Below are 12,142 nucleotides of genomic sequence, written 5' to 3' on the forward strand. Positions count from 1 at the left end.
GAGCGACACGTCCGCCCGTAGCGTGCGGAGGGCGGCCGAGCGACACGTCCGCCCGTAGCGAGCGCGCGCGGAGGGCGGCCCCGCGACACCGCCGTCCGTAGGATCGGGTGATGGTCACCGCGTTGCTGATAGCCGACGTCCAGAACGATTTCACCGAGGGCGGCGCGCTCGGTGTGACGGGCGGAGCCGCGGTCGCTCGCCGGGTCACCGAGTACCTCGCGGGTGAGGCCGACTACGACTTCGTGGTCGCTTCACGCGACTGGCACGACTCCGACAACGACAACGGTGGCCACTTCGCGACCGCGGACGCCCCCGACTTCGAGAACACATGGCCGGTGCACTGCGTGGCGGGTACCGAGGGTGCTCAGTACCACCCGGATTTCGTCGCCGACGCCGTCGACATCCACGTCCGCAAGGGCCAGGGGATCCCGGCGTACTCGATGTTCGAGGGATCCACCGACGACGGCTCCGCACTGGTGAACGTGTTGCGGGCGTGGGGCGTCACCGATGTCGACGTGGCGGGTATCGCCACGGACTACTGCGTGCGCGCCTCGGCCCTCGACGCCGTTGCGGCCGGGTTCCGTGTCCGCCTGCTGACCGATCTGATCGCGGGGATCTCGCCGGAGACGTCCGCGGCGGCGATCGACGAGATGGCCGACTTCGGCGTGACCGTGGTCTGAGGCGCGTTCACCGCACCGTCGCGACCACGAAGATCCGTCGGAACGGGAAGAACGTGCTGCCGTCGGCGCGGCGGGGGTACGCCGTCGACAGCTGCGGGGCCAGGTCGGCGCGGAACGCCTCCCAGGCGTCGTCGTCGAGGGCCGACCGGACCGGCGTCAATGCGGTGCCGGTGACCCAGTCGAGCACCGGGTCGTGACCGGTGAGCTGTTGGGCGTAGGTGGTCTCCCAGGCGTCGACGACGCAGCCGGCGTCGGTGAGCAGCGATGCGTAGCCGGTCGGGTCGTCGACGGTGTCGCCGCCGCGGAAATCGATCTGCGACAGCGCATCCCGCCAGCGCGGTGAGGTCGCGACGGACCGGATGATGCGATGGGACGGGAACTCGAAGTTGCCCGGGACCTGAAAGGCCAGCTGCGCCCCGGGGTGCAGCGCTCGGGCCCAGCTGCGAAGCAGATCGCGGTGTTCGGGAACCCACTGCAGGGTCGCGTTGGAGATGATGACGTCGGTGTCGGGTGCGGGCCGCCAGTCACGGACATCCTGCAGATGCGCGTCGATGCCGCGCTCGCGTGCGGCGGCCACCATCTCCGGTGAGTTGTCGGTCGCCTCGATGACGGCATCCGGCCACCGCGCCGCGAGTCCCGCGGTGAGATTGCCGGGGCCACAACCGAGATCGACGATGCGACGCGGTCGCTCGGCGTCGATGCGCGCCACGAGTTCTCCGTAGGGACGTCCCCGGTGATCGGCGAAAGCGAGGTAGTGCTCCGGGTTCCACATGTCAGCCTCCCGTCGAAACAGTACGCTCGTACTGTGAGTCAAACGGTACGCCCATACTGTTTGACCGGGCAAGGGTTCTCCCGGTCGGGTCGGTGACGTCCCGGGCGTCGACGCCGCCCTGGGATCTCACCCTGTCGTGGGACCGCGACGCGCGCCGTTGATCAGTGAGGGAGCGCGGTGATCGACGCGTGGGCGCGGGAGTCGCCGTCGACCGAGAGCCAGATGAGGATCCCGCCGTCGGTGGGTGCGGTCGTGATGCGCACGTCCTCGCCGAAGGTGATCGGCTTGTTGTACTCGATCACCAGGCGGTAGGGGTTGCTCAGCAGGTCGGGGTGATCGGGGAACACCTCGCGCAGCGCCTGGAGGTACACCGAGTTGTTCACGTGGTCGAGCCGGTCGGTGTCGGCGTGGCGCAGCACGAACCGCTGATCGGACTCGTTTGCCAGCGGGGTGTTCAGCCACGCCTTCCAGCGCAGACGGTGGTTGTCGGTGGTGGTGGCCAGCATGTCGAAGAACGTGTCCTCGAGGCGGCCCGGCGACTGGGTCTCCATGTTCATGTTGATCCAGAAGCCCTCGGTCTCGATGAGGCCGCCGTTGTCGCTCGTGACGCGCACGCGCATGTTGCACCAGCGCGGCGAGATGCCCGAGCACCAGCGCGACAGGTGGACCTCGTCGGGCCAGGTGATCGGGCGGATCACGTCGATGACGGTGCGGCGCACGATCCAGAACTTGTGGGTCTCGAAGGCGCCGGCGTCGACGAGGTGCTGCGCCCCGGCCTCCTGCAGGTATCGGGCGATGCCGTCGACGCTGAGTCCCTCGAACTGGTCGATGTCGGCGCTCGACAGCGGCCACCCGGTGTCGAAGACGTATCCCTCGGTGGGTCGATCGGTCAGCGGTGTCGCCACGAGCGGCTCGGTCGTCGACATCAGGCGGCCAACGCGGTGATCGACGCGTGCGAACGGGATTCACCGTCGACCGACAACCACAGGAGCAGTCCGTCGTCGATGGGCGCGGTGGTCAGGTGGACCTCCTGGCCGTACATGATCGGCTTGTTGAACTCGACCACGAGGCGGTGGGGTGCGGTGACGAGTTCGGCGACCTCGGGGGCGACCTCCGCCACGGCCTGCCAGTAGATCGCGTTCGTGACGTGCCCGAAACGGTCGGTGTCGCTGCGGCGGATCTGGAAGGTGCGTGTCGACTCGGTGGGGAGTGGTTCGGTCAGCATGGGTTTCCAGCGTAGGCGGGTGTTGTCGGTGGTCGTCGACAGGCGTGAGATCACGTAGTCGCTCATCCGGCCGATGCCCTCGGTCTCGATGTTGATGTTGAGCCAGAACCCGACGGTCTCGACCCGCCCGCCGTGGTCGCCGACGATCTGGACCCGCATGTCGCACCACCGTGACGACAACCCCGAACACCAGCGCGACACGGTCACCGTGTTCGGCCAGCTGATCGGTTCGATCATGTCGATCACGGTGCGTCGGGCGATCCAGAACTCGTGGTCGCCGAGCGCGTTGCCGTCGGCGAGGTGCAGGGCGCCGGCCTCCTGTAGGTAGCGGGCGGCCGAGTCGTAGCCCAGGATCTCGTTCTCGTTCATGTCGCTGGTGCGCACCGGCCACTGCGTGGTGAACACGTATCCCTCCGACGGGAGGGGGTCGAGGGTCAGGGCGGACAGCGCAGCGCTGGGCGACGACATGGGCGGATACCCCCGGATCGGAAGACGTGTGGACCTCGGGTGCGAACGTACCGCGCGGGCGGTCGCCGCGACGGCGGGAGCGCCCAGCAGATCACGCCGTCGGTGCTGGTGGTCGTCGCGACCAGCACGATGGTGTTCCTGTGACGGCTGGGGTGGCGCGGGAGTAGATTCACCAGTCATGTCTGGGTTGGGTGCGGCGGTGCGCGGATGACGCCGGTCTATCGCGCCGCACTGGGCTCGGAGTTCACCAAGCTGCACCCGAACATCCAGTGGCGGTACGGCGTCGATTCGACGTCGGGCGTCGCGCAGGTGACGAGCGGGATCGTCGAGTCGGTGTTCTGCACGTCCAAGCTCACGCCCCCGGTGCTGCGCTTCTTCCGTAAACGCAACGTGATGCCGACGACCACGAGCCGCCTCGTGCCGTTCTTCATGGACAACTACTGCTACGTCGACGAGCGCGGTCGCGAATCGCTCGCCGTCATCCGACGGTTCGCGTACTCCAACGGCGAGCAGCGGTTGCACTCGCTTCTCGTGAACGGGTCCTCGGGCCTGGTCGACTACTTCGGCGACGGGCCCGATCTGTTGATCCCGCTGAACCCCCGCGTCGGTCCGGGTGGCTCGCTGATCCTCGAGAGCGAGCCGATGCGGATGCTCAGCCGCGGACTGCGGATGGGGATGCGCGGGCTGTTCGCGACATCGATGCGCTACGTCGAGGAGTGGGACGACGACGAGCAGCGATTCCGGCTCGACGCGACGGTCCGCAACGTGACCCTCGGCGAGATCATGCACTTCCGTGGATGGTTCACCGCGAGTGATCGTCCGTGCACGATTCACGACATTCCCGACGAGGCCTGGCCGCTGCGTCTCGAGGAGACGGAATAGGCGATGTCCGACGGTGGTGATCGGCCACGCGGTCGTGGTCCGGTCGGGTACCTTCGCTGCCATGGCAGTCAGCGGTAACACCGAATTCGATGTCGACGTCGCACCGTCGGTGATCATGGAGATCCTGCTCGATGTGGAGGCGCTGCCCGAGTGGTCGGGCCCGCACAAGAGCGCCGAGATCCTCGAGGAGCACTCCGACGGCAGTCCCAAGCGGGTGAAGGTCGCGGTCACGATGGCCGGCATCACCGACAACGAGGTCCTCGACTACACCTGGACCGAGAACAGCTGCACGTGGGAACTGGTCGAGAGCGACCAATTGTCCTCGCAGAAGGGCACCTACACGGTCACCGAGAAAGACGGTGGGTCGCATGTGGCGTTCGAACTCGAGGCGGATCTCAAGATCAAGATGCCCGGTCTCATCGTGAAGCAGGCCCAGAAGAAGGCCGTCGAGACGGCGAAGAAGGGTCTCACCGCCGAGGCGAAGCGTCGCAGTTCCTGACGGGCGGTCTCGCGCGGAGTTCGTGACCTGATCGATGCACGGCGCTGCCGGTGGTAACGGCGTGTCGGCGAGTACGGTTGGCGCGTGCGAGTCGGTGGCCGCCGGGATCGCGAGTTTCGAGAAGATCAGTTGAGGTTCAGCATGTTTCGGGTTGGTTCACGGATGGCAGTGCGCACGGTTGCAGCAGGATTCGTCGGCGCGTGCGCCGTGGGCACGATGTCGCTCGTCGGCACCGGGGGCGCCTCGGCGGCGCCGCTGGTGTGCGACGCGGCCAACAACGGTCAGGTGAATCGTGTTGTCGGCGCCGGTAGTTGTGGTGCACGCGCCCAGGGCGTGGCGACGGCGCACGCCGAGGATCGCTCCGGTGCGGGCACCGCGGTGGCCTCGTCGCTCACCAACGGTCGCGCGAACGCGCTCAACACGGCGCCCGGTTCGACCGCTCTGGCCGGTGCGCGCAGCGGCGGCACGAGTTACTCGTTCAGCGTCGGACCCGGCGGTCTCTCGGTCGCCCAGGCCCGCACCGGCGGCACGTCGGTCTCCGTGGCCGGCATCGGTGGCGCGGCGTACTCCGGCGAGGGTGGCGTCCGCTGCAGCGGCGGCGCGGCGGCGGCCTACGACAGCACCACCGGCACCTTCTGCTTCGGGACGGGTCGCACGTACTTCACCAACGTGCGCTGACACAGCCTCGCGGCGACGCCCGCCGTTCACCTTCACGTCACGTTGCGGTCCGACCGTCGTTCTAATCTCGGCGGGTGACCGAACTGCGCGACGCCGTCGACCTGAGCACGTCCATCGGACGTGAGGAGCTGGCCCATGTGGTCGACCTCGCGGACACGTCGGGTTTCACCGTCGACGACTCCGACGACGACGATCCCCGCCTGATCCTGCGTAGCGACCACTCCGTCGTCGACACCTGGCGGGAGGGGTACCCGTACGACGAGCGGATGACGCGCGGCGACTACGAACTCGAGAAGCGGCTGCTGCAGATCGAGCTGCTCAAGCTGCAGAACTGGGCGAAGGACACCGGCGCCCGGGTGGTCATCCTGTTCGAGGGCCGCGACGCCGCGGGCAAGGGCGGCACCATCAAGCGCTTCATGGAGCACCTGAACCCGCGCGGCGCCCGGGTGGTCGCGCTGGAGAAGCCGTCCGAGCGCGAGTCGACGCAGTGGTACTTCCAGCGCTACGTGTCGCACCTGCCGGCCGCCGGCGAGATCGTGCTGTTCGACCGCTCCTGGTACAACCGCACCGGCGTCGAGCGGGTGATGGGTTTCGCGACCGACGCCCAGCACGCTCGGTTCGTCCGACAGGTCCCGCTGTTCGAGAAGATGCTCATCGACGACGGCGTCCACCTCGTGAAGTTCTGGTTCTCGGTGACCGCGCTCGAGCAGCGCACCCGGTTCGCAATCAGGCAGGTCGACCCGGTGCGGCAGTGGAAGCTGTCGCCGATGGATCTCGCCTCGCTCGACAAGTGGGACGACTACACCGCGGCCAAGGAGGAGATGTTCTCCCACACCGACACCGATCACGCGCCGTGGACCGTGGTGAAGAGCAACGACAAGAAGCGCGCCCGCGTGAACGCCATGCGCCACGTGCTGAACCTCTTCGACTACTCCGGGAAGGACGCCGAGGTCGTCGGCACCCCCGACCCGCTGATCGTGGGACGCGCGCGCGACCTGCTGGGGGAGTAGCGGCACCCGCTCGGGCGGGATCGGTAGCGTGGGGCGCGTGCGAACTTTTGGTGCGGGACTGGCGACCCTGATCGCGATCATCGCGATGGTGGGGGCGTTGCCGTCGTTGTGGGTGCACTATCGCGTGGTCGACCGGGAGGGGTTCACGTCGTTCGTGTCGCCGATGGCGCACGATCGGCAGATCCAGGATCTGATGGCCGACGAGATCGCCGCGCAGATCTCCGATCAGACCGGCGGGACGCTCAGCGCCACGCTGGTCCGCCCTGCGACCGGGGCCTACACCCGGAGTGATCAGTTCGTCGCCGACTTCGCCGATGTGCTGGGCCAGCAGCATGATTGGCTGTTCACCGAGCCCACCACCGACGCCGAACGCAACGGCGTCCTCACCCTCGATCTCACCGAGATGGTGAACCGCGCGATCCGGGACTTCGGCATCAGCGGTGTACGCGTCACCCAGCCCGTCGAGATCCCGCTGAGCGAGTCGCGCCGCAGCGGCCTCGAGGCCGGTCGGTACGCGACAGCGGGGGACCAGGTCACGCGCATCGCCTTCGTCGCCGCGGGCATCGCGGCGGTGTTCGCGCTGCTCGCGCTGATCCTGGCCCGTCGGCGCGGGTTCACCCTCGCTGCGCTCGGTGTGGGTGCGGTGATCGCCGGTGCGGTCAGCTGGGTGCTCGGCGTGTTCGCCCGGGGTCGCGCGGACGACGAGGTCGCCGGCGCCCAGAGTTCGGCCAAACAGATAGCGCGCATCGTCATCGACTCCTCCATCGACGACCTGCACCACACCTCCCTGATCGTCGGTGGCGTCGGCGTCGCCGCGATCGCCGTCGGCATCCTGGTCTCCCTCACCCTCGAGCGCTCCCGCCGCTGAGCCGTGTCAGACATCGTGCCGACGGTGTGGAAACGGTCGTCGGTACTGCTGACTGTGTGGAAACGGTCGTCGAGTGTGCTGACAGCGTGACGCGAGCCGACGACGAGACAACGCACACTCGGCGTCCGGCTTCCGCACCGTCAGCGGCACTAGAACACAACCATCCACCCGAAATATACTCACGTTCAACACTATTCACTGAAATCAATCCTTCACCCCTCGAACACGTGTGCTAGAATGGACGTACAGTCACACCTGGGGAGGGGCAGTCGGTGAGCGATCTCGTGGCGAAATACGTTGCCCTGCAATCTCTCGTGGCAGAGATCGCTGCGGAGACCTCGGACGCCCACGACGACGAGACCGTCGCACAACTGGCGATCGACCACCACACCGTTGTCCGCCAATTCGAATCCATCGGCAACCAGCGGATCCTCGAGGTCTCCGACCGGGACGCTCACAAGGCTGCCGGATGCGTGACCGTCACCGAATTCCTGCAGACGAAACTCCGCATCACCCACCCCAAGAAGGGGTTACAGGCGGTGCAGGCGTTGGAACCGCTACTTGCGATGACCGGTGAGAAACTGTCGCCGTTGTGCCCGAACACCGCTCGCGAGTTGGCCGCCGGAACGATCGGCCCCGATCACGTACACGCGGTGTTGGACGTGATGAAGAAGATCCCGTCGGCCGTCGATGTGGAACAGCGGGCGCGGGCAGAGGAAGTCCTGGCCGAATTCGCAACCACACTCACGCCCAAAGAGATCACCGCTGCCGGCGTGCGGATCCTGGCGCATCTTGATCCGGACGGCATTCTCACCGACGACCGCGATCGCGCACGCAACCGGAAACTGAACCTCGGCTGCCAAGACAGCCAGTTGATGTCGAAGCTGACCGCGACGCTGGATCCCATCACGCGGGCCCTGTTCGACGTCGTGCTCGCCAAGTGGGCCGCGCCCGGGATGAACAACCCCGACGACGACAAGTCACCCAAAGGCGATCACGGCGACGCCGATCCAGAGCTGCTGAAACAGGCGGCCGATCGGGACTACCGCTCGCAGTCCCAACGGAACCACGACGCCTTCACCGCCCTGCTCGATGCCGCGGTCAACGGTGGAGTCCTCGGTGGATCGCATCGGGGGTTGCCGCCCCAGATCATCGTCTCCATCACCGACGCACAATTGCGCGAACACGCCAGCGTGGCGCGCACCGCCACAGGCAGCGACCTCCCGATCAGCGACGTCGTGAAACTGGCTGCCGAAGCACAGCCCCACCTCGCGGTGTTCAGCGACGTCACAAACGAGCCCCTGTTCTTCGGCCGCGGCCGGCGGTTGGCCTCACAAGCGCAGCGGTTGATGGCCTTCGCCCAGTACAAGGGGTGTAGCAAAGACGACTGCACGACACCGTTCGCCCACACCGAAATGCACCACGCGGAGACCGATTGGGCCGACGGAGGTCTCACCGACTCGCCACACATGGCACCCGCCTGCGGACGCCACAACCGCGCCGTCGGTCCCGAACCGCATCAGTGGAGCACCGAGAAGATCACCGACGGCCCCGACAAGGGCCGCTACGGCTGGCGACGCAACACCGACCCACCCGACCAGCTTCGCGCCAATCATGTGCATCGCATCGACGAACTGCTACAACGACATTCCCGAGAGGTCGATCCACCGTGCCCCGAGCGGAGTGAACCGACGCCGGCTCGAAGCTTCGACATCGTCTGGCCCCGGGCTCCGCTGTACCTCGCTGCCTCGTAGCTGGTTGCGTTCTACCGCCGCTGACTGTGCGGAAAGTCGTCGTCGAGTGTGCGCTGTCCGACTGTCGACTCACGCGAGGCGGCGAGCACACTCGACTGAACTTTCCACACACTCAGCCCTGCGTGCTGCGGGAACCGACCGTCTGCCAGAGGAACTCGTACGCCAGAGCCGATTTGAAGGCCGACTGTTTGTTGTCGGCCGCGCCGCCGTGGCCGCCCTCGATGTTCTCGTAGTACCGCACGCGATGGCCCAGTTCCTCCATGCGCGCGGTGAACTTACGGGCGTGACCCGGGTGCACACGATCGTCGCGGGTGGAGGTCGTCATCAGCAGGTCGGGATACCGCGCACCGGCGACGATCCGCTGGTACGGCGAGTAGGTCGACAGGAACTCCCATTCCGCGGGGTCGTCGGGGTTGCCGTATTCGGCCACCCACGACGCGCCCGCGAGCAGCAGGTGGTAACGCTTCATGTCGAGCAGTGGTACCTGACACACGATGGCGCCGAACAACTCCGGGTACGTCGTCACCATCACCCCCATCAGCAGTCCGCCGTTCGACCCGCCCTGCGCGGCCAGGCGATCCGGTGAGGTGAGCCCGCGTGTGACGAGATCCTTCGCCACCGACGAGAAGTCCTCGAACACCAGGTGACGGCCGGCCTTGAGTGCCTGGGTGTGCCACGACGGGCCGTACTCGCCGCCGCCGCGGATGTTCGCGATCACGTAGATCCCGCCCCGCGTGATCCAGCTCCGCGCGGAGATCGCCGCATAGCCCGGGGTCATCGAGTTCTCGAACCCGCCGTAGCCGTAGAGCAGCGCCGGCCCGTCGGTGACGTCGTCGCGCTTCACCACGAAGTACGGCACCGACGTGCCGTCGTCGGAGGTCGCGAAATGCTGCGTCGCGGAGATGCCGTCGGCGTCGAAATGGGCCGGACTCTGCTTGAGCGGAGCCACACCGTCGACGGTGGTGCCGTGCAGCAGGGTCGGCGGCGTGGTGAAGCTGCTCGCCGACAGGAAGATCTCGTCACCGACGTCGGGATCGGTGTCGAGTACGGAGATCGTCGCCAGCGCCGGCAACCCCGCGAGGTCGGCGCGTGCCCAGTCGCCGAGCGTCAACAGATGGACCTCGGTCTGCACGTCGTGCAGCGTCACGAGCACCAGGTGCGACGCAGTTGCCCGCACATCCTGGAGGCTGGTGTGTGCGTCGGGGGCGAACAACACCCGCCCCGACGACTCCTCGCCGGCGAGGAACCGCGGGTAGTCGAACACCACGAGAGTGCCTGCCGGATGGGTGGTCTCGCCCGTCGTCCAGTCCGAACGGGTCAGCACGAACAGCCAGTCGTGCCGGATCACGGTGTGGGCGTCGTCGGGCACGGCGATCTCGATCAGCTCGCCGTCGCGCACCTCATAGGTGACCTGATGGAAGAAGTCGACGGCCCGCACCAGGAAGTCGCGCTCCCAGCCGGGTGTCGCGTCGTGGCTGATCTGCACCGCGACATCCGAGCGTTCCCCGGCAAACACCGTCTGCGCCTCGGCCAGCGGTGTCCCGCGGGCCCAGCGCTTGGCGATACGGGGGTACCCCGACTCGGTCAGCGACGACACGCCGTCGGCGTCGGGGCCGAAATCGGTTCCCACGAAGATGGTGTCGCGGTCGATCCATCCGACGTCGGACTTCTCCTCGGGCAGCGCGAACCCGCGCTCGGACCCGTCGGGATCGACCCAGGTGCGTGACACGAGGTCGAACTCGCGGACGACGGCGGCATCGGCGCCGCCGCGCGACAACGACACCAACGCGCGCTCGTGATCGGGTCGCAGGACGGCCGCACCCTGCCACACCCAGTTCTCGTCCTCGGCCGCGGCGACGGCGTCGAGATCGATCAGCACGTCCCAGTCGGGGCGGTCGGTGCGATACGACTCGAGCGTGGTGCGGCGCCACAGCCCACGGGTGTTGGTGGCGTCGCGCCAGTAGTTGTAGAGGTGCTCACCGCGCCTGCGCACGTAGGGGATGCGGTCGTCGGTGTCGAGGATCTCCAGCGCCGAGGCCTCGAGCTCGGCGAAACGCTCGCCACCGGTGAGTTCGTCGAGCGTGGGCTGGTTGTGTTCGCGCACCCACGCCAGCGACTGTTCGCCGGTGACCTCCTCGAGCCAGAGGTACGGATCGTCGGGGTTGCTCGCCGTGTCGGTCACCCACCCGATTGTGTCAGGCGCCCGATCAGCGGAACCGATCGCGCAGCGTGGCATCGGTCTCCCACCACAGGGCGGGCGGTGCGTCGGCATCGGCGCGATCACCGGCGTCGTCACCGGCGGGCACCGACGTCGCCGACGGAGGACGCCCCGCATCGATCTGCGCGTCGATCTCGGCGTCGATCTCCAGGGCTCGGCGGGTCTGCTCGGTGCGGAACCGACTCATCAGGGTCAGCAGGAACGGCAGGCCCACCACGTCGCCGAGGACCCACAGGATGCCCGCTCCGATGATCTGATCGGTGCGCAGCGACGGACCCCATGTGCGGTCGAGGGCGGCGTACCAGCCGTGCGCGATGTCGCCTCCCTGCCAGATGACGACCCCGAGCAGGCCGTCGCCGATTGTCTCCACCAGCGTGATCAGCAGCGACAGGGCCTGGGGGAACCGGCGCGGCACCGGGTCGACCTGCAACCGCGACCAGAAGTAGCCGAAGCCGATCACCACGAACAGCAGGCGGGTGACGATGTCGAGGGCCGTACCGCGCAGCACCGCGGAGTACCAGCCGGTGAGGTAGAAGAGCCACGGCGTGATCAGCACCGCCGCCGAGGTGACCGCCGGATAGGTCAGCACCCGCGCGGCCCTCGACGCCATCGCCGCGTCGAACCGCCGCCTGCCGCGCGGCCCCAGAGCATCGCGCGCGACCGTGAGCGGCATCCCCGCGGCCAGCCCGAACGGCACGATCAGCAGCAGGATCACCACCTGCAGCGCGCGCACCCAGAACAGCACGTCGGCGTACGCCCCGACGAAGCTCGCCGTCGAGACCACCCACACGCCGACACCCATCACGGTGAACACCGCGCCCCGACCCGCCGAGACCGTCGACCGCCGCCACGCCCACCAGTACGCGGCAAGCACGACAAGGCAGACACCGAGCGTGACGACATCGAGATGACCTGTGGTCAGGGCGGATTCGACGGTCAGCGGACGGTGGACGACAGACATCGTCGGAGTATGTTCCCGGGCGTCGGCGTGCCACAACCTCGGCGACCGAAGCGCGGAGAATGTCGGCTCCTCGACCGGGCCCTTGCGCCGTGCGCGAACTTGTGCCGGTCGGCCTGCGTGGGCCGAT

Annotated in this window: 12 protein-coding genes; 7 read left to right on the forward strand and 5 right to left on the reverse strand. The window is 67.6% G+C overall.

Annotation, left to right across the window (positions count from 1 at the left end):
• Nucleotides 1-110: 110 nt before the first annotated feature.
• Nucleotides 111-680, forward strand: coding sequence for an isochorismatase family protein (locus OG579_RS16550; protein WP_328856823.1), 570 nt, complete (start codon nt 111-113; stop codon nt 678-680).
• Nucleotides 681-687: 7 nt separating this feature from the next.
• Here the strand turns inward: OG579_RS16550 and OG579_RS16555 are convergent, their stop codons facing one another.
• From OG579_RS16555 to OG579_RS16565, 3 genes are all read right to left on the reverse strand, one after another.
• Nucleotides 688-1,452: a trans-aconitate 2-methyltransferase gene (locus OG579_RS16555; protein ID WP_328856824.1), complete on the reverse strand. Its 765-nt coding sequence runs from the start codon at nt 1,450-1,452 to the stop codon at nt 688-690.
• Nucleotides 1,453-1,613: 161 nt separating this feature from the next.
• Nucleotides 1,614-2,378: an acyl-[acyl-carrier-protein] thioesterase gene (locus OG579_RS16560; RefSeq protein ID WP_328856825.1), complete on the reverse strand. Its 765-nt coding sequence runs from the start codon at nt 2,376-2,378 to the stop codon at nt 1,614-1,616.
• Nucleotides 2,378-3,145 (reverse strand): acyl-[acyl-carrier-protein] thioesterase, encoded by a 768-nt coding sequence (locus OG579_RS16565; RefSeq protein WP_045821712.1) that lies wholly within the window; start codon nt 3,143-3,145, stop codon nt 2,378-2,380. The genes OG579_RS16560 and OG579_RS16565 overlap by 1 nt, the downstream gene beginning before the upstream one ends.
• Before the next feature lie 207 nt (nt 3,146-3,352).
• Here OG579_RS16565 and OG579_RS16570 point away from each other — a divergent pair, with 207 nt between their 5' ends.
• The 6 genes from OG579_RS16570 to OG579_RS16595 all read left to right on the forward strand — a co-directional run bounded on the left by OG579_RS16570 (nt 3,353) and on the right by OG579_RS16595 (nt 8,836).
• Nucleotides 3,353-4,027, forward strand: a complete 675-nt coding sequence (locus tag OG579_RS16570; RefSeq protein WP_045821713.1) for a DUF4166 domain-containing protein — start codon at nt 3,353-3,355, stop codon at nt 4,025-4,027.
• A 61-nt stretch (nt 4,028-4,088) separates the two neighbouring features.
• Nucleotides 4,089-4,526 (forward strand): SRPBCC family protein, encoded by a 438-nt coding sequence (locus OG579_RS16575; RefSeq protein ID WP_045821824.1) that lies wholly within the window; start codon nt 4,089-4,091, stop codon nt 4,524-4,526.
• A gap of 162 nt (nt 4,527-4,688) precedes the next feature.
• The gene (locus OG579_RS16580; protein ID WP_328856826.1) at nt 4,689-5,204 is read left to right on the forward strand and encodes a DUF6764 family protein; all 516 of its coding nucleotides are present in this window, start codon (nt 4,689-4,691) and stop codon (nt 5,202-5,204) included.
• Between the two features lie 74 nt (nt 5,205-5,278).
• Nucleotides 5,279-6,214: a polyphosphate kinase 2 gene (gene ppk2 / locus OG579_RS16585; RefSeq protein WP_045821715.1), complete on the forward strand. Its 936-nt coding sequence runs from the start codon at nt 5,279-5,281 to the stop codon at nt 6,212-6,214.
• Nucleotides 6,215-6,251: 37 nt separating this feature from the next.
• Complete coding sequence (locus tag OG579_RS16590; RefSeq protein WP_328856827.1) at nt 6,252-7,082, forward strand: hypothetical protein; 831 nt, start codon at nt 6,252-6,254, stop codon at nt 7,080-7,082.
• A gap of 272 nt (nt 7,083-7,354) precedes the next feature.
• Nucleotides 7,355-8,836: an HNH endonuclease signature motif containing protein gene (locus OG579_RS16595; protein WP_328856828.1), complete on the forward strand. Its 1,482-nt coding sequence runs from the start codon at nt 7,355-7,357 to the stop codon at nt 8,834-8,836.
• A gap of 112 nt (nt 8,837-8,948) precedes the next feature.
• On the opposite strand, the gene OG579_RS16600 is transcribed toward OG579_RS16595, so the two are convergent.
• Both OG579_RS16600 and OG579_RS16605 read right to left on the reverse strand, forming a co-directional pair.
• A complete protein-coding gene (locus OG579_RS16600; RefSeq protein WP_328856829.1) occupies nt 8,949-11,072 on the reverse strand; it encodes a prolyl oligopeptidase family serine peptidase in 2,124 nt (707 codons plus the stop codon).
• Nucleotides 11,044-12,015 carry a cytochrome c oxidase assembly protein gene (locus OG579_RS16605; RefSeq protein ID WP_328856830.1) on the reverse strand — a complete coding sequence of 324 codons (972 nt, stop codon included), beginning with the start codon at nt 12,013-12,015 and terminating at the stop codon, nt 11,044-11,046. The genes OG579_RS16600 and OG579_RS16605 overlap by 29 nt, the downstream gene beginning before the upstream one ends.
• Nucleotides 12,016-12,142: the final 127 nt, after the last annotated feature.

Source organism: Williamsia herbipolensis (assembly GCF_036153515.1).
Lineage (GTDB): Bacteria > Actinomycetota > Actinomycetes > Mycobacteriales > Mycobacteriaceae > Williamsia_A > Williamsia_A herbipolensis.

Coding starts and splice junctions, on each gene's coding strand:
- OG579_RS16550 (WP_328856823.1), top strand. CDS start 111: ATGGTCACCGCGTTGCTGATAGCCGACGTCCAGAACGATTTCACCGAG.
- OG579_RS16600 (WP_328856829.1), bottom strand. CDS start 11,072: ATGCCACGCTGCGCGATCGGTTCCGCTGATCGGGCGCCTGACACAATC.
- OG579_RS16570 (WP_045821713.1), top strand. CDS start 3,353: ATGACGCCGGTCTATCGCGCCGCACTGGGCTCGGAGTTCACCAAGCTG.
- OG579_RS16560 (WP_328856825.1), bottom strand. CDS start 2,378: ATGTCGACGACCGAGCCGCTCGTGGCGACACCGCTGACCGATCGACCC.
- OG579_RS16555 (WP_328856824.1), bottom strand. CDS start 1,452: ATGTGGAACCCGGAGCACTACCTCGCTTTCGCCGATCACCGGGGACGT.
- OG579_RS16565 (WP_045821712.1), bottom strand. CDS start 3,145: ATGTCGTCGCCCAGCGCTGCGCTGTCCGCCCTGACCCTCGACCCCCTC.
- OG579_RS16575 (WP_045821824.1), top strand. CDS start 4,089: ATGGCAGTCAGCGGTAACACCGAATTCGATGTCGACGTCGCACCGTCG.
- OG579_RS16580 (WP_328856826.1), top strand. CDS start 4,689: ATGGCAGTGCGCACGGTTGCAGCAGGATTCGTCGGCGCGTGCGCCGTG.
- OG579_RS16605 (WP_328856830.1), bottom strand. CDS start 12,015: ATGTCTGTCGTCCACCGTCCGCTGACCGTCGAATCCGCCCTGACCACA.